15 protein-coding genes and 2 riboswitches are annotated in these 16772 nt (G+C 46.8%); of the genes, 6 read left to right on the forward strand and 9 right to left on the reverse strand.

Features of this window, described 5'->3' with window-relative positions:
• The first annotated feature begins 27 nt into the window (after nt 1-27).
• The 3 genes from ACXADP_RS04505 to ACXADP_RS04515 are packed head-to-tail and all read left to right on the forward strand — an operon-like array spanning nt 28 to nt 3767.
• Entirely contained in the window at nt 28-1350 is a 1323-nt protein-coding gene (locus ACXADP_RS04505) for a nucleotide sugar dehydrogenase (RefSeq protein WP_474970924.1), read from the forward strand.
• Between the two features lie 22 nt (nt 1351-1372).
• Nucleotides 1373-2743, forward strand: a complete 1371-nt coding sequence (locus ACXADP_RS04510; protein ID WP_474970925.1) for a UDP-glucose dehydrogenase family protein — start codon at nt 1373-1375, stop codon at nt 2741-2743.
• Nucleotides 2724-3767: a GDP-mannose 4,6-dehydratase gene (locus tag ACXADP_RS04515; RefSeq protein ID WP_474970926.1), complete on the forward strand. Its 1044-nt coding sequence runs from the start codon at nt 2724-2726 to the stop codon at nt 3765-3767. Before ACXADP_RS04510 ends, ACXADP_RS04515 begins: the two co-directional genes overlap by 20 nt.
• A 167-nt stretch (nt 3768-3934) precedes the next feature.
• On the opposite strand, the gene ACXADP_RS04520 is transcribed toward ACXADP_RS04515, so the two are convergent.
• The 7 genes from ACXADP_RS04520 to ACXADP_RS04550 form a co-directional block, all read right to left on the reverse strand.
• Complete coding sequence (locus ACXADP_RS04520) at nt 3935-4132, reverse strand: hypothetical protein (RefSeq protein ID WP_474970927.1); 198 nt, start codon at nt 4130-4132, stop codon at nt 3935-3937.
• Nucleotides 4125-4385: a helix-turn-helix domain-containing protein gene (locus ACXADP_RS04525; RefSeq protein WP_474970928.1), complete on the reverse strand. Its 261-nt coding sequence runs from the start codon at nt 4383-4385 to the stop codon at nt 4125-4127. Before ACXADP_RS04525 ends, ACXADP_RS04520 begins: the two co-directional genes overlap by 8 nt.
• Before the next feature lie 242 nt (nt 4386-4627).
• Nucleotides 4628-6127 (reverse strand): sodium:solute symporter family transporter, encoded by a 1500-nt coding sequence (locus ACXADP_RS04530; RefSeq protein ID WP_474970929.1) that lies wholly within the window; start codon nt 6125-6127, stop codon nt 4628-4630.
• A 95-nt stretch (nt 6128-6222) separates the two neighbouring features.
• Nucleotides 6223-6645 (reverse strand): Zn-ribbon domain-containing OB-fold protein, encoded by a 423-nt coding sequence (locus ACXADP_RS04535; protein ID WP_474970930.1) that lies wholly within the window; start codon nt 6643-6645, stop codon nt 6223-6225.
• Nucleotides 6642-7802: a thiolase family protein gene (locus ACXADP_RS04540; protein WP_474970931.1), complete on the reverse strand. Its 1161-nt coding sequence runs from the start codon at nt 7800-7802 to the stop codon at nt 6642-6644. The genes ACXADP_RS04535 and ACXADP_RS04540 overlap by 4 nt, the downstream gene beginning before the upstream one ends.
• Nucleotides 7802-9745, reverse strand: coding sequence for an acetoacetate--CoA ligase (locus tag ACXADP_RS04545; protein ID WP_474970932.1), 1944 nt, complete (start codon nt 9743-9745; stop codon nt 7802-7804). The genes ACXADP_RS04540 and ACXADP_RS04545 overlap by 1 nt, the downstream gene beginning before the upstream one ends.
• Nucleotides 9746-9765: 20 nt before the next feature.
• Nucleotides 9766-10920: an acetyl-CoA C-acyltransferase gene (locus ACXADP_RS04550; RefSeq protein ID WP_474970933.1), complete on the reverse strand. Its 1155-nt coding sequence runs from the start codon at nt 10918-10920 to the stop codon at nt 9766-9768.
• 71 nt (nt 10921-10991) lie between these two features.
• Nucleotides 10992-11099: riboswitch (SAM riboswitch) on the reverse strand.
• Between the two features lie 68 nt (nt 11100-11167).
• Nucleotides 11168-11272, reverse strand: a riboswitch (SAM riboswitch).
• 402 nt (nt 11273-11674) lie between these two features.
• Between ACXADP_RS04550 and ACXADP_RS04555 the strand changes: the two genes are divergently transcribed.
• The 3 genes from ACXADP_RS04555 (at nt 11675) to ACXADP_RS04565 (ending at nt 15098) form a co-directional block, all read left to right on the forward strand.
• Nucleotides 11675-12718, forward strand: a complete 1044-nt coding sequence (locus ACXADP_RS04555) for a lactonase family protein (RefSeq protein WP_474970934.1) — start codon at nt 11675-11677, stop codon at nt 12716-12718.
• 192 nt (nt 12719-12910) lie between these two features.
• Nucleotides 12911-14299 carry a TcaA NTF2-like domain-containing protein gene (locus ACXADP_RS04560; protein WP_474970935.1) on the forward strand — a complete coding sequence of 463 codons (1389 nt, stop codon included), beginning with the start codon at nt 12911-12913 and terminating at the stop codon, nt 14297-14299.
• A gap of 25 nt (nt 14300-14324) precedes the next feature.
• Nucleotides 14325-15098 carry a zinc-ribbon domain-containing protein gene (locus ACXADP_RS04565; RefSeq protein ID WP_474970936.1) on the forward strand — a complete coding sequence of 258 codons (774 nt, stop codon included), beginning with the start codon at nt 14325-14327 and terminating at the stop codon, nt 15096-15098.
• A gap of 178 nt (nt 15099-15276) precedes the next feature.
• Here ACXADP_RS04565 and ACXADP_RS04570 read toward each other — a convergent pair whose 3' ends face one another.
• Together ACXADP_RS04570 and ACXADP_RS04575 are read right to left on the reverse strand one after the other, a co-directional pair.
• A complete protein-coding gene (locus tag ACXADP_RS04570; RefSeq protein ID WP_156896470.1) occupies nt 15277-15423 on the reverse strand; it encodes a hypothetical protein in 147 nt (48 codons plus the stop codon).
• A gap of 24 nt (nt 15424-15447) precedes the next feature.
• Nucleotides 15448-16701 (reverse strand): helix-turn-helix domain-containing protein, encoded by a 1254-nt coding sequence (locus ACXADP_RS04575; RefSeq protein ID WP_474972291.1) that lies wholly within the window; start codon nt 16699-16701, stop codon nt 15448-15450.
• Between the last annotated feature and the right edge of the window lie 71 nt (nt 16702-16772).

A 16772-nucleotide genomic window follows, 5' to 3' on the forward strand; every position in this document is an offset into this window, starting at 1 on the left:
CTATAATTATTGAAATGAGGTTAGATTATGTCATTATATGAAGATTTACTAAGCAAAAAAGAATCTATATCCGTAGTAGGATTAGGTTATGTAGGAATGCCTTTAGCAGTAGCGTTTGCTAAGAAGATAAAAGTTATTGGTTTTGATATAAATAAGGAGAAAGTGGAACTCTACAAGTCTGGTATAGACCCAACAAAAGAAATTGGAGATGAAGAAATTAAAAAAAGTGAGATTATTTTCACTTCAAATGAGCTGGATATAAAAGACTCCAAAATACACATTGTAGCTGTTCCTACACCTATTAATAATGACAAAACTCCAAACCTCTCTCCTGTTGAAGGAGCTAGCAGAATAGTTGGAAAAAATTTAACTAAAGGTTCTACTGTAGTATATGAATCAACTGTTTATCCAGGGGTAACAGAAGACATTTGCATTCCTATATTAGAAAAAGAATCAGGCTTGAAGTGCGGTGTGGATTTTAAAGTAGGTTATTCCCCGGAGAGAATAAATCCTGGCGATAAAGTGCACACACTGGAGAAAATTATTAAAATTGTGTCTGGTATCGATAAAGAAACCACTAATGAATTATCCGATTTATATGAATTAGTTATTGAAGCTGGAGTACATAAAGCTAGTTCTATAAAAGTTGCTGAAGCTGCAAAAGTTGTTGAAAATAGCCAAAGGGATATAAATATTGCATTTATGAATGAATTGGCAATGGTTTTCGATAGAATGAATATTAATACTAATGATGTGGTAGATGCTATGAATACTAAGTGGAATGCACTCGGCTTCACCCCGGGGTTGGTTGGTGGCCATTGTATAGGAGTGGACCCATACTATTTTATTTATGAAGCAGAAAGATTAGGCTATCATAGTCAAATTGTTTTGTCCGGCCGAAAAATTAATGATTCAATGGGAGAGTTTGTGGCAGAAGCTACTATAAAAAAGATGATTAAGGCTAATAAGCTTATTAAGGATAGCAAGGTTATTATATTAGGTATGACTTTTAAAGAAAATTGCCCTGATATTAGGAATTCTAAGGTATTTGATATTATATCATCTTTAAAAGAATACGGTGTAAAACCAGTTATTGTGGATCCCCAAGCTGAATCAAAGCGTCATATTGAAGAAGAGTACGATGTGAAAATGATTGATATGGAAGATGTGTCAGAAGCAGATTGTTTAATCTTTGCAGTAGCCCATAATGAATTTGCCAACATGAGCTGGGATGATATAGATGCGTGCTATGGTAATTTTGATAATAGGGAAAAAGTGGTGATCGATGTTAAGAGTATTTTGGATAAGTCAGAAATTGAAAAGCGAGGGTATTCTTACTGGAACTTGTAAACTTAATTGAGGGGGCATAAATGTGTATAATATTGCTGTGGCAGGAACAGGATACGTTGGTTTAGTAGCTGGAGTCTGTTTTGCAGAAATGGGACACCATGTAACTTGCGTAGATATTGATCAAGAAAAAGTAGAATTAATGGAGTCTGGAACTTCTCCGATCTATGAAGAAGGATTGCAGGAACTAATGCAAAAAAATTATGCGGAAGGTCGCATTCAGTATACGACCGATTATAAATCTGCATACAAAGATGCAGATGCAGTCTTTCTTGGAGTAGGGACACCAGAAAAGCCTGATGGATCTGCAGATTTATCATACATAGCTACAGTCGCTAGACAAGTCGCTGAATCCGTAGAAAAAGATTGCTTGGTTGTTGTTAAATCCACGGTACCGGTAGGAACGAACGATAAAGTTGAACAATTCATTCAAGATTTTCTGGTTAACGATGTAAATGTAGAGGTTGCATCCAACCCTGAATTCCTAGCTCAAGGCTCTGCTGTTCATGATACTCTTCATGCAGAGAGAATTATCCTAGGCACGGAAACAGAATGGGCTGAGAACGTTCTTAAAGAAATCTATAAGCCTTTCAATCTTCCAATTGTATCTGTTAATCGAAGATCGGCAGAGATGATCAAGTATGCATCTAATGACTTCTTAGCTTTGAAGATCTCTTATATGAATGATATAGCCAACCTTTGTGAACTAGTGGGAGCAGACATCCAAGATGTAGCAAAAGGGATGAGCTATGATGAACGCATAGGTTCTAAGTTCTTAAACGCTGGAATTGGTTTTGGAGGTTCCTGTTTCCCTAAAGATACACAAGCCCTTGACTATTTGGCTCAACAGAATGGATATGAGCTCAAAACGGTAAAAGCTGCTATTGATATTAATAAAGAACAAAAAACGGTGCTTTACAAGAAAGCAAGCAATCGCCTTATTACATTTAATGGATTAAAAGTTGCAGTGCTGGGATTGACCTTCAAACCAGGCACGGATGATTTGCGCGAAGCACCTTCACTTGAAAATGTTCCTCTTCTATTGGAACAAGGAGCCGACATTTTTGCTTTCGACCCAGTAGGAGCAGAAAACTTTGCAAAAGTGTTCCCAGAAGGTAAAAACGGAAAAGGTACGATCACTTATGTAGAAAACGTTGAGGAAGCTCTAAAAGATGCGAATGTTTGCTTTGTCTTTACAGAGTGGGGAGATATAAAAGCCTTAACTCCAGAACAATACAAGAATCTAATGAGAACTTCTTTAGTATATGACGGGCGAAACGTCTACGATGTGAAAGAAATGAAGGATGCTGGAGTAGAGTATCACTCCATCGGACGTCAACCAGGTCAAAGAGAGTTGTCTTCAAAGGAGCGCAATCATGAGTTGCAAACCACTTAATACGAATAAAATGTATTTAGTTACTGGTGCAGCAGGATTCGTTGGCTATTACCTTTCTAAGCAATTGCTAAAGCAAGGCTGTCGAGTAATTGGTGTGGATAACATTAACGATTACTATGATGTTAACCTTAAACACACTCGTCTTGAGTCATTAGCCCCTTTTGAAAAGTTTACGTTCATTAAAGAGGATATTTCTAATAAAGACGCATTAGAGAATATTTTCAAAGAGCACAAACCGCAGATTGTAGTAAACTTAGCAGCCCAAGCAGGGGTACGGTATTCTATTGAAAACCCAGATGCTTATATCCAAAGTAATATGATTGGTTTCTACAATGTCTTAGAAGCCTGCCGTCATTATCCGGTCGACCACTTAGTGTATGCATCTTCGAGTTCTGTGTATGGTGCCAATAAGAAAGTGCCTTTTGAAGAATCAGATTTTGTTGATAACCCTGTATCTCTATATGCATCAACGAAAAAGTCTAATGAACTAATGGCTCATACATACAGTCATTTGTATGATATACCTGCAACAGGTCTTCGGTTCTTTACCGTATACGGCCCTATGGGACGCCCGGACATGGCTTATTTCGGCTTTACGGATAAATTCTTCGCAGGAGAACCAATTAAGATTTTCAACAATGGTGACTTTGAAAATGATTTATATCGTGACTTCACCTATATTGACGATATCGTGATTGGTATTGAGCGTCTATTAAGCAATGAACCTGGTAAGGAAGAGGGAGCTCCACATAAAGTCTTCAACATTGGTAACAACAGCCCTGAAAAGTTAATGACATTCATCCACTCTTTGGAAGCTGCTTTAAGTAATGCTCTTGGTCAAAAAATAGAGTTTATTAAAGAGTATGAACCCATTAAACCAGGAGATGTTCCAGCGACCTACGCATCAACGGAACAACTCCAAAAAGCTGTAGGTTTTAAGCCAGAGACTACCATCCAAGATGGCTTGCAGCGATTCGCTGATTGGTATGTTAAATACTATGAAAAAAAGATAACAGTTAAGTAATGAAGTAGCCCCCTCATGTAAAATGAGGGGGACTTTTTGTGTGAAGAAAATTCTGTATGGTCGATGCTGACTACCTAATTATTAGGACGGTGTTTTGTTGATGAATGACACTACACTTTTATAATATATGTGTAAGTGTTCATATAAACATGTTATGGATTCTGGATTCAGAAAGTATAAGGGTCATTTTTTATCATAGTTAGTATCTCTTGAATGACTTCAGTTTTCGTCGAGGCCTCTGCTTTAATATAGGTCTGTTTCCAAGTGGTCATGGCCATAACAGGATTTTGGCCGAGGAATTCAATATAGATGGAAGAAGTTGAAGTGGGGAGGAGTAGATACTCTTTCTTTATAGAATCAGTCATCGTTTTCCTCCCCTTTACTGTCTAATGGAATGGAAGGGATCAGTTGTTTTGGGTGGACGTCCAGCGCATGAGCTAAATAGTAGAAGTTCGTAATGGACGGGTTTCTTCGTCCGCGTTCTATGCCGCTGATATACGTAGGGTGCATGCCAGCTCGGTACGCCAGTTCTTCCTGGGAAAGCCCCTGCGCTAACCGTAGATCCCTTAAGTGTTTTCCGACTGCTTTTTGGATGAGTGTATGAGGTATTGGTTTCATAAGAAAATCATCGTATGGATTGGAAGGAACAACCATAGACGATGAGTCAAGTTGCCGCTTTCTTTAAAAAAGGATTCCTTTTTTATGGGGAAAAAGCGGGACCATAAAGGCTGGCGGTCAGGTTCACTGAGAATGTCTTTCTTTACCTCATGAGTATTTAACATAAAAAGAAGCGTATCACCTTAGGTTTCTACCAGAGGTGATACGCTTCTTTTATAGATCTTTTTTTGATATATGGAAAATTAACTGGATTTCTCAAGCACCAGGTTTTCTTCCTTCGCTTTACCAGTCAACACGCTCACAACCCCCATAATGACAAAGGCCGCAGCGGCACTGAAGAACATGGCAATAAAGATGTTTCCGAATACGTTCAGCGTCGTAAAGGCGACATATAAGGAAGCACCCGTAACGACAGCGGCGATTGCGCCGTAGTGATTCGCCCGGTTCCAGAAATACCCGAGGGTGATCGGTGCGATGATCCCGGATATGATCGCGGAGAAGCTGAACTGGATCAGGTAGGCCAGCGATTCAGGTCGTTCCAGGGAGAAGTAGAGGGACAGCAGGCCGACGACGATCAGGGATCCTTTAGCTACTTTCAATGACTTGTTGTCCAGCTCCTGGGCGGACATTTTCTTCGAGGACAGGATCGGTGCGACGACGCGGTACAAGTCGTTGCCGATGCTTGTCGTGATGCCTAGGTACAGGCTGTCTGTGCTCGATAAGATCGCGGAGATGATGCCGACGATCATGATGGCTGCGATGAAACTCGGGAAGGCTTCGATGACATAGGTCGGAATCGCTGCATCGGCACTCTGCAGGCTCGGGAACAGGACGCGGGCGGCGAGTCCGCCGAGGACCATGAGCGTGGATATGATGCACAGCACCAGTCCTGCGGATAAGGTGAATGGAGCGAGATCTTCCTCTTTCTCAATCGAGAGCACTTTGTTTAACAGGTGCGGCATCAGTACGAAACTGAAGAGCAGGAACTGGACGGCCATAATCGCGAGCGCACTGTTATAGGGGCCGCTGTCGGCAATGGCGGCGGTCAGATTCGGATCGATGCTGTGGAGGCGGTCGGTGAGCACACCGAAGACGTTCCATCCTCCACCGATTGTCCAGAAAAAGGATACGACGATGAAGATGGAAGTGATGGCCATCAGAATGCCCTGGATGCCGTCGGTAATGATCTGTGCGAAGGCGCCGCCAAGACCGATGTACAGAATCGTGATGGCGACACCGATGATGATGCCCCAGGAGTAGGGGATACCGATGACGGTTTCAAAGATGGTCGCAAGCCCGACATTCTGCCCGACGATATAATACACATTGAATAAGATCAGTAAAGAGACGATCGCCTGCAGGGCTTTCGAGTTATAACGCTTCCCAAGCCACTCGGGAAGGGTCGAGACGTGACCGAATTTTTTTCCGTACCGCCAGAACGTTTTGGCAAAGAGTAGCAGTCCCACCCAGCTGACACCAAAGCAGCCGAGGGTGTACCAGAGGACGGCGGTTCCGTGTTCGTAGGCGAGTCCCGGGACACCGATGAACAGGTTGGCACTGGCGTAACTGGTGGCGAAACTAGCGCCGACAAGCCAGGGGCTCACTTTTCCGCGGGCGGTGGCAAAGCCGGCCATCGACTGGCTGTGCGCCCGGCCTTTTTTACCGACCCACGTCACAGCGGCAAAGTATACAGCTAGTAAAAGAATGACGGTCCATAGTAATACGCTGGAGCTTGTAAGCATCGGTTAACGTTCTCCTTTCTTCGTCGTGTAGAAATTCTTCCATAGGATTAATCCGAGCAGCCAGAATAGAGCCACTGCGATGAAGTACGTAAGGATCATGGGGTTTCCTCCTGTTTTTTAAAGAATGGCAAGGGGTGCGGACCGACGTCAGTAATGTCGATTTCGACGTTCAGGTTATGAGTTAAGGCGTCTTCTTCTACCAGGACGTGCGTTAATAAGGAAGGTCCTTCTTCAAGGGCGACGACGCCGACGACATAAGGCGTATGGGCCTGCCAGGCGGGATGTCCCGCACGGTGGATGACGCTCCAAGTTTTCAACTTTCCTCGTCCGGATGCTTGTTTCCATGTTAACGAATCATGAAAACAGTGGGGACAGTGTGCGCGGGGATAGAAGACCCACTGCTCACACTTGTCACACTGCTGAAGGCTGAGATGTCCGGCCTGGATGCTCTCCCAAAAAGGCTGGCTGATGGGGGTGATCGTTGGACCGGGCAGTGAAATATTTGGCTGCTGGCTCATTGTTCTCCTCCTAACACGAGGGCTGTTGTTTCGCTTAATGTGGCGCCGTTTCCTGTCACAAGGGCCTGTGCGGCATCCGGGATTTGACGGTTCCCGGCTTCGCCTCGCAATTGATGGACGGCTTCTACCACATGGGACATACCGCCGGCCAGGTCGGCCTGGCCGAAGCCCAGCTGGCCGCCGTGGGTGTTTAATGGATAATCCCCGTCATGGCCGAAGCTGTGGTTTTTGACGAACTCTCCGAACTCCCCGGGCTTACACAATCCTGCACTCTCCAGGGTGATGGCGACGACGCTCGTATAACAGTCATACAAGGAGAAAAGGTCGATCTCTTCCACGTTTGTCCCGGCTTGTTCCAGCGCTCTTGGAATGGAAGCGTGGAAGGGCAGGGCGTCCAGGTCTGGTGCCTGACTGACCGCGCGGTGGGTGATTTTTTCCCCCGCTCCTTTCAGATAAACCGGCTTATGCTTCCCTTTCACTGCTTTCTCCGGAGAAGTGACCACAACGGCTGCTCCCCCGGCCACAGGCATGACGATTTCCAACATGTGAAGCGGATCGGAAATCATCGGAGAGGCAAGAATATCTTTAAGGTCGAGCGGCTTATTATAAAAAATCGCATCCGGGTTCAGCTGGGCATTTTTTCTGTGCCACCAAGCGATTCTTGCAAAGTCTTCCTGAGTGGATCCGTATTCTTCCATGTGCTGACGTTTTAGCAGGGCATAGGAGGTATTCGCTCCGGAAGCCCCAAAAGGTACATCAAATTCGCGGATCGGATTGCGGTTGGGAGAGCGTAGTGTTTCCCCTTTTTCATTTTTGTTTGCCAAAACACAGACGACGGTTTTACACATGCCTGCCTGGATGGCTGCGGCTGCTCTCCAGATCATCCCCGGCCCTGTCGCTCCGCCGAGATCGACGGTGTTGGACATCGTGGGATCGATGCCTAAGTATTCGGAAACCGTCGCCGGCACATGCTGCGGCGTCTCCCCGACTTGAGGTCCGACGAGGAGGCCGTCGATGTCATCCTTGGAAAGGCCGGCATCCTGGACGGCGAGGCGGACGGATTCTGCGATCAAGCTTAAGGTGGTTTTTCCTTCTGAATAACGGACGGGCTTCAATTCACCGATGCCGGTGATCGCCCCTTGGATGGCGGTGGTCATTACATGAACGTCCTTTCTGAGAGCTGGCGGAACGCCTGCAGACTGGATGGGTTGCGCAGAGAAGCTTCATTCTTCACTTCTTCTCCCAAAGCGGCTGTTTTCGCTGCTCCTTCGACTCTTTTTCCATTGATAGTGTGGGGGATTTCCTCCACTTGATAAATCCGCCTCGGAACGTGGCGTGGAGAAGCCTTCTTCCGGATCTGCCCGCGGATGTCTTTCGCCAAGTCTTCCGTCAGCTGCTCGGTCACGATACAGAGAACGATTTCTTCATCATGATCCTTCGGGGATCCGAATACGACGCTGTCTTGAATGTCCTTGATATGATCCACGACCCCGTAGATTTCTGCTGTTCCGATCCGGACGCCGCCGGGATTCAAGGTCGTATCCGCCCGTCCATAAATGATGAAGGACTGATCGATGGTTTGTTCAGCTAAGTCCCCGTGTGTCCAAATCCCCGGGCGCTTGGAGAAGTAGCTCTTCCTGTAGCGTTCGTCGCCGCCTTCACCGAAGAAGGTGAGCGGCATACTTGGGAATGGTTTCGTACACACAAGGTCGCCTTTTTCTTCGTAGACCGATGCGCCGCGCTCATCCAAGACGTCCACCGCCATCCCCAACGCTTTGCAGGCGATTTCGCCCTGCTTCAGAGGGTGGACCGGAGAGCCCATTACGAAACAGCCGATGATTTCGGTGCCCCCGGAAATGGAAGCGAGGAACAAATCCTCTTTGATGGTTTGATAGATCCAGGTGTACTGCTCGGGTGCCAGGGGAGCCCCGCACGACTGCACACTTTTCAAGGAGTGAAGCGAATGACTGCTTTTCAAATCGACGCCTGCTTTCATCAATGTGTCTAAATACTTCGGGCTTGTGCCGAAATGGGTAATGCCGGCTTCATCCGCAATGTCCCACAAATGGGTGAGGGATTCCTTTCTTACGGGAGAGCCGTCATACAACAGGATGGCGGCTTCACTGGCGAGTCCGGAAACGAGCCACGGATACATCATCCAGGCGGTGTTGGTGTACCAGAACAACACATCATCCTGCTGGACATCACAGTGGAGCTGGTGTTCTTTTACATGCTGCAGGAGGGTGCCTCCGACAGAATGGACGATCGCTTTCGGAAGCCCCGTCGTTCCGGATGTATATAAAATATACAGGGGATGGTTAAAGGGAACGGGTTGAAACACTGGCTCTTCGGCTTCATTGCGGCAAAGCTCGTCCCAGGATAGAGTGGAAATGCCTTCGATCGACGTTTCTCCTCCGAACGTGACGACCGCGGATAGTCCTTCCAGATGCTCGGTTGTCTGTTTAATTTTATCTTCGATATCGAAGGGCTTCTGCTTATATTGATAGGAGAGTGCCGCGATTAATACTTTCGGTTTTACCTGACCAATGCGGTCGACAATTCCTTTTGTTCCGAAGTCCGGGGAGCAGGATGTCCAGGTGGCGCCTAGTGATGTCGTGGCAAGCAGAGCGACGAGTCCCTGGATATCGTTCGTCGTGATGCCGGCGACACAGTCACCTTCCTGAACACCCAATTGTTTGAACCCTTCCTGGGCTTTGGCAACGGATTGTTTCAGTTCCTGCAGCGTGATGCTTCGGGTGAGGCCTGCCTCATTCGCTTCATAGGCCGCGATCCGGTCAAGCGACCCGCGCAGCAGGTTTTCAGCGAAATTCAAGCGGGCGTCCGGAAACCATGCACTATCCGGCATCGAAGGACCGGGAACAAACACACGGTCTCCCTTTTCTCCAATGATCCCTGCGTAATCCCATACGGCTGACCAAAAATCGGAAAGGTGGGAAACGGACCAGCGGTGGAACCGATCATAAGGGAAGAGCGCCTGATTGGTATAGTCAGCAAAAGCTTTGATGTGCGACTGTTCGATGCGTTCGTTTGATGGTTCCCACAGGTAAGGGGAACGCTGAGCGGTAATGGGTGTATTCATGGGAATTGTCTCCTTTCGAATTATGAATGGGGAACGTCGATCAACAGGGCCATCCCCTGGCCGCCACCGCCGCAAAGGGAAGCGATGCCTTTCCCTCCGCCGCGTCGTTTCAGTTCATGGGCAAGCGTCAGAACGAGCCGGAATCCTGTCCCGCCTAACGGGTGGCCGAGAGCGATCGCGCCGCCGTTCACATTGACGCGGTCATAATCAATTCCGAGCTCCCGGCAGCTGGCAATCACGACACTGGCAAAGGCTTCATTGATTTCAAACAAATCGATATCGTCCGTGGTCAACTGGTGTTTGTCTAACAGCTTCTGAATGGCCTGTGATGGCTTCGTTTGTAAACTCGGATCCGGTCCGGCAATCTCTGACCAGTCGATGATTTCCGCCAGCGGCTGTTGGCCGAGGGCTTCCGCCTTTTCCTTCGTGGTAACGATCCCAACGCTCGCGCCATCCGTCATTTGAGAGGCATTGCCTGCGGTGATCGTGCCTTCGCGTGAAAAGGCGGGAGAGAGATTTGATAATTTTTCGGCTGTCGTCCCTTTACGGATGCCTTCATCTTCTGCGAGTCGTTCAGTAAAAGGAGCGATTTCCGGCTCCAGCCAACCATTTTTCTGAGCGTCCGCTGCCCGCTGCTGGGAAAGGGCGGCGTATTCATCCTGTTCCTCCCGGCTGATGTCGAAGGAGCGGTTCTTCTCATCGGTGAGAGCTCCCATCGACACATCACTCAAGGCGCACCACAACCCGTCGTTCAGTAAGGTGTCCTTCAGCAGGCTGTGACCAAGTCCGTTAGAAGCCCGGACAGGAGCGGTGTGAGGAGCGTTCGTCATCGAGTCGAATCCACCGACGATGTACAGCTCTCCTTCATTCAATCGGAGCCTGCGGGAGGCGTCGGTAATTGTAGCGATACCTCCCAAACAAACATTGTTCAGTGTGATGGCGGGTGTAGCGATATCCACCCCCGCTTGATAAGCGGCCTGTCTCGCAGGATTTTGGCCGCCCCCGGCCTGAATCACCTGGGCGAGCAGGACACCATCGGCTTGTTTCGCGTCCGGATTTCTCTCTAATAGAGCGCTCAGCGCATGAGACCCAAGTTCTGCTGCGGATTTCTTTTTCAAGGCCCCTTTCCACTTACCGAAGGGGGTGCGGATGCCGTCTAGAAGTACTGTCGTCATTTATGGAACAACTCCTGTTTTTATAATAGTAAGAGCCCTCTTCACAAAAATAAGAAGAGGGCTCTCGGCTCTTCTTATCTTCCAGGATCATCTCCTGCAGGAATTAGCACCTTTTCAAGCTGTTGCTTGATGGTTGCCGGGCGTCAACGGGCCAGTCCCTCTGCCTCTCTGGATAAGAAATAGGTATTCAATTGGAAACATATAAAACCTCTCTATCAAAGATAGAGAGGTTAGAGATTGTGGGCATCTCTTATCTTCCTGAGCATTCACTCAGTAGGATTTGGCACCTTGCTATCAATATAGCGGTTGCCGGGTTTCACAGGGCCAGTCCCTCCACCTCTCTGGATAAGATGTTCTTCCTTTATTTGGTTAAGTGCCATGTTAGCAGTATGAAGGAAAGGTGTCAATGCATTTTATAGAAAAGTGAGAAAATTAATTGTATTCTGTGACTGGTGGTAAACGTGCGAATGTCTTTGACAGCTGGGTTTGCCGATTCTTTCAATTCTAAGGGGATTTCACGAGAAAAATGAAGGCACCTATCAATTCATCCATCAGCCATTCTCCGATGGTTCCTGCGGATACCTAACGTTTCACTGATTAGATGATACCTTACAGGTAGAGCTGCTTTTAGATCTATGAGCAGAGATTTTAATAACTTTCGATATTCATAAATGGATAATGATTCAGCCTCTTTTGTCTTTATGAGATAATGGGTATGGTAATTACTGATACTATTCAATAAAGGAGTTTTACTATGCCGGAATATGTTGGTTACATCGGTACGTACACCAAACAGGAAAGTAAAGGCGTCTATCAGTTCACCCTGGATACAGACGCTAAGGAACTGAAAAATGTTCAGCTGGCTGCAGAATTGCAGAACCCTACGTACGTCACCGTGAGTGACGATCAAAAGAATCTTTATGCAGTTTCCAAAGACGGGGAAAACGGCGGTGTCACGTCCTTTTCTATCAATGCAGAAACGGGAGAACTCACAAAATTGAACGCTCAGACAGCTGCAGGATCTCCACCGTGCCACGTGAGTGTGGATCATTTGAACAACAATGTTGTCACGGCTAACTATCATACAAAAGAAGTGGTCTCCTACCTGACGAATGAAGATGGATCGTTGAATCCTGCAGTTTCTATCGTGGAGCATGAAGGGACCGGTCCTCATGAGCGTCAGGAAAAACCCCACATGCACTATGCAGGTTTCACCCCTGATGAGACATACGTCATTGCGATTGACCTTGGCAGCGACCGTGTCATCACTTACGCCGTAGACAATGGCGAGTTGAGCCAGGTGCAGGTGTTCAACACGAAACCGGGTTCCGGTCCGCGTCACATTACTTTCCACCCGAACAAAAAGTATGCCTACGTGATGACGGAGCTCAGCTCAGAAGTGCTTGTCCTTCATTATGATGAAAAGGACGGCAGCTTCACCGAGCAGCAGGCCATTGCCGCAATCCCTAAGGACTTTGATGAAACCAATGATGGCAGTGCCATTCATATTTCTTCAGATGGACAGTTTGTTTATGCCGGCAACCGCGGGCATAATTCCATCGCCGTTTACGAAGTCGATCAGGATACAGGGAAACTTACTTTTGTAGAGTGGACCTCAACAGAAGGGAACTGGCCGCGTGATTTCGTGATGGATCCTTCCGAGGAGTTCCTGATTGCGACGAATCAGAAGTCCAACACGATGACGTTGTTCGAGCGGGACAAATCAACCGGCAGGCTGACGCTTGTTCAATCTGATGTATTCGTGCCCGAGCCGGTCTGCGTGAAGTTTACAAAGTAAATAGAGGAATAGGAAAAGAGGGCGTCCCATGGAGGGATGTCCTCTTCTTTTTTATGGAAAAAGGGACAGTCATACACCCCCGGCCGTTTGAGTATAGTTAATTACTCCCCATTATATGGAACTAAATCAGGTGAAGGGAGGAAGGTACATAGCAGGCGGGGAAACACCTTCAAGGGCGAGGGAGGTCGCTGGATGGAAGTATGTAAACACTGCGATCATGAGATGGGCGGGGAAGAAACTTTCTGTACCGAATGTGGTGCACCCAAGGATGCTCCGCTGACCCGGTCGGAAGCAAAAGCGCCAAGACCACCGATGCCGCGGAAAAAGAAAATCACGCTGATCTCGATAGGGGCGGTTTTTGTTGTGCTGCTGACTGCTCATTTGATTTTGTCATCGATGCTTGACCCGACGACGAAGATTCGGGCGATGGATCGTGCGGTCACAGATAATGATGCGGCGGCTTTTGTAAGCGAGTTGTCCCTGGATGAAAAAGCATGGCTGAATGAGAAGGAATACCTGCAGTATTTGAAGGAAAACGACTGGGAGACCATCCGTGAGCAGATGCTGGATGCCGTCAGCGGACAACAGCGGTTCGATACCATCATCCGCGATGAATACGGCAGCCCGATTTTGTCTGTCAAAAAGACAGCCGTAATCCCTGGGATGTACAAGACGTATGAAATTGAAGCGGTTCCGACTGAGATCAGATTCTTAACGAACATGGACGAGGCTTCCTTTACAGTCGGCAAAGAAAAAATCACCGTGGAGAATGCTGGCGAGGACGAAGTCACGGTCAAAGCCTACCCTGGTCTGTATAAGGTGAAGGGGGAGGCATCGAACGTATATGGAAGTTTCAAAGAAACGTGGGAATACCAGGTGCTGGCGGAGGAATCGGATTATTATATGGAACTATATTTTGCAGGGACTACGTATGATGTCGATACCAACCAGCCGGAAGCGATTCTTTTTGTCAACGGAAAGAGTACGAAGAAGTCGCTGGATGAGCTTGGAGTCATCGGTCCTGTGCCGGACGGAAACAAGCTGGTCCTTCATGCGGAGTGGACAAACGATAAGAAAGAGGTGATCAAGTCCGGACAGGTCCGTACGGAGGATGGCGATTACTGGGGTGAATTGAGCTTTTATTTTGAAGAGGAAGAACTGGAGGAACCGGAGGAATCGGTCTTTGAATACGTACCGGAATCGGATGACTCCGAAGCAGCCGAGGATCACGTGCTCGATTTCCGGGAGGTCTATGAAGAAGCGTTGAATGCGGAGGACTTCTCGATGATTGCTCCTTTCCTCGAGGATGGCAGTCAGGCGTCCGCTGAGTTTAAGGACTATTTGGACGGGATCTCCGGCAAAGGCTTCACCTATGCGTTCACGGAGAATAACATTGTGAAATCCACGGCCTATGGAGTAGATGGCTATGTGGTGACGACAGATGAAGCGTTCATCTTTACCGACTCAAAAGGAGAGAAAACGCATTACGAGCGGACGAAGGATTACACCGTCGTGAAAGAGGGCGACAGCTGGAAAATTGAAGAGGTAGCGATCAATGAAACCAATCGTTCGGATGGATAATTTCTAATGAAGGGGATGGGATGTTATGCATTGTGCGACATGCGGAAATCCATTGAATGAAGACAGTAAATTCTGCGGAAAATGCGGGGCCTCTGTTCTTGCGGAGCATGCATCGGCATCGACGGTCGAAGCGGCCACATTGCCTCCGCAGAAGGATTATACAGAAACGGCTAAACAAACAGGCCGTCAGTTTTACCGTTTTGCCCTTCAAGCGCTGCAGGAACCGTTTCGGGCCAGTCAGCGGGTGGATGGTTTGCAGCGGACGAATGGTCTGATTGCTCTGCTGCTGCTCGCTTTTCTCATGCCGTTCTTTTCGTACTTAGCGGCGAGAAACGCGGCGCGCGGCCTGTGGGCCTTCGGGGAGTCCGTACCGGATGTATTCTTTGGTGTGCTCGTTCTGCAGCCCTTTTTATATCAACTGCTCTTTTTAGCGGTGTTTATCGCGGTCAACCTTGGTGTAGGCAAATGGATGCGGGTGGAGATCACTTATATGAGCGTTCTGGCAAAATACGGGTCGCTCGTCATCCTTCCTGTGACCGGACTTCTTGCCGCCAATCTGTTTATGCTGCTATCGATGAATACGGTTGGGACGTTTTTCTTTTTTGTCAGTATTGCGTTATACGTAACGGCAAGTACGGCCCTTTTATTCTCGATTTATTCGGGTGGGGAAGCTAAAGGCTTGGATGTGTTTTACGGCGTTGTGATGACGAATGTGGCGATGGCGGTTTTCTTTTTGATCGTGATGATGAGTATGATTGACCGGATGATAGGGGAAATGGGTGTGCCGTATGGATGGTAAATGAAGAAAAAAATCATGATTAAATAGAAGAAGAGCTGAAGAAGAGCTCAGTTATTCACTTGGAGATCCTGTTTAAGATTGTTTTGAAGAGTGAACACCCTCCCATATTCAAAGGAATATGGGGGGTGTTTGAAATGGCCACAAAGCTTTATGTAAGGAACAGCAGAAAAATCTTCATTTAATTACTCAACGGAAGTTCATCACCATTCGGGGTGGTTTCAGACACTCCAGGTTTTCCAATTTCAACAGAATCCGCCGTCATGGTTGAAGCTGGACCGGCCATGAACACAAGGACCAAACTAAAGATCAACAATAGTTTCTTCATGATTTCCCCTCCCTGTTGAAGTAGTTAGTAGACAGCGACTGGATTGCTGTCGAGCGCTAATTTATAGTACTCAGCTGCTTTTTTATACCCTCCTTTCCCTTCATAGTATTCTCCCAAAAATCGGGAATACCTTTGTATTTCCTGATTTTTTTGTTCTTTTTTTAGAGAAGGCAGGAACGTTTTTTTGACATAGATTTCCCACTCTTTTTCGGATTGAAAGAAAAAAGAATGGAAGAACCAGTACTCTTTTGTGTGGATATTGTCTTCAGGAAGCTGCTTTGCCACGTCCAGATGTTCGTTCAAGTACTTCATGCAGGTATCTTTTTCGTTCTCCTGATAGTAAATGAGGACCAGCAGCACAAGGGATTTCATATAACTGGTGCTTGTTTTTTTCTTGTAGTAAAGAGCATTTTCTAACTGGCCAAGAGAAATTTGCCTTTCCCTCTTTCTTAAATGCATCGTGGCGATATTATGATAAATGATTCCTAAATGATCTTGATCTCCAATTTCTCGTGCGAGGCTTTCCGCTTTCTCAAAGTTGGAGAGGGAAGAGGGGACATCTCCCAATCGGCTGTAGCAAATACCAAGGTGGATGTGTATCTTTAAACACTGTCTGGATTTGTAGTTGTTTTGAAACAGGAGTAAAGCGGATTGAGCATAAGAAAAGCTTAAGGTCTCATTTTGAGACACATATAAGGTCAGGGCGTAAAGGAAATATAGATCCGCTTGTTCCAATTCGTTTAAATCCACCGAGGAATACTCGGACAAAGCTTTCTCAAAATGTTCTTTTGCGATCATGGGTTGATTCTTCACCCAATAGTAGTTTCCAAGGTGTTTGTAGTAAAAGAAGCGGTTGCGGGATGTGAGAGTATCGTGGATGTCATTGATAAATAAAATGGAATCATTAATATCATCAAATGCTTGAAGGATGATGCAGGCCCTTACCCTTTTTATATGATATTCAGCTTGAAGGTTGGTGTTAGTCACGGGGGTTATGAAAGACTTCAGCTCCTGGTAAATCTTTTCGGACGCCTGCTTATCGTTGTTCAGTAAGGGCTCTTCCCAGTGACGGAGGAGCTTTTTTAATTTTTCTTCATTTGCTTGTATTTCTTCGTAATTCACCCCCACCCTTTCCAAGAGCAGCATAAGGGTTTCCGGTTCTACAGTGGTTTTGTTGTTTTCAATTCTTGATAAGTAGGAGGGGGAAACAATAGATTCTGAGACTTCTTCCTGACTCATGCCTTCTTTCAATCTAAAGTATTTTAATACTCTTCCCATATCCACTCTTCAACACTTCCTTCTCTTATATTGCGCAATAGGATGAAAAAATCGAGAAAAACAGCCCTTTT

The organism is Halobacillus sp. AWH4_228, from assembly GCF_056158365.1.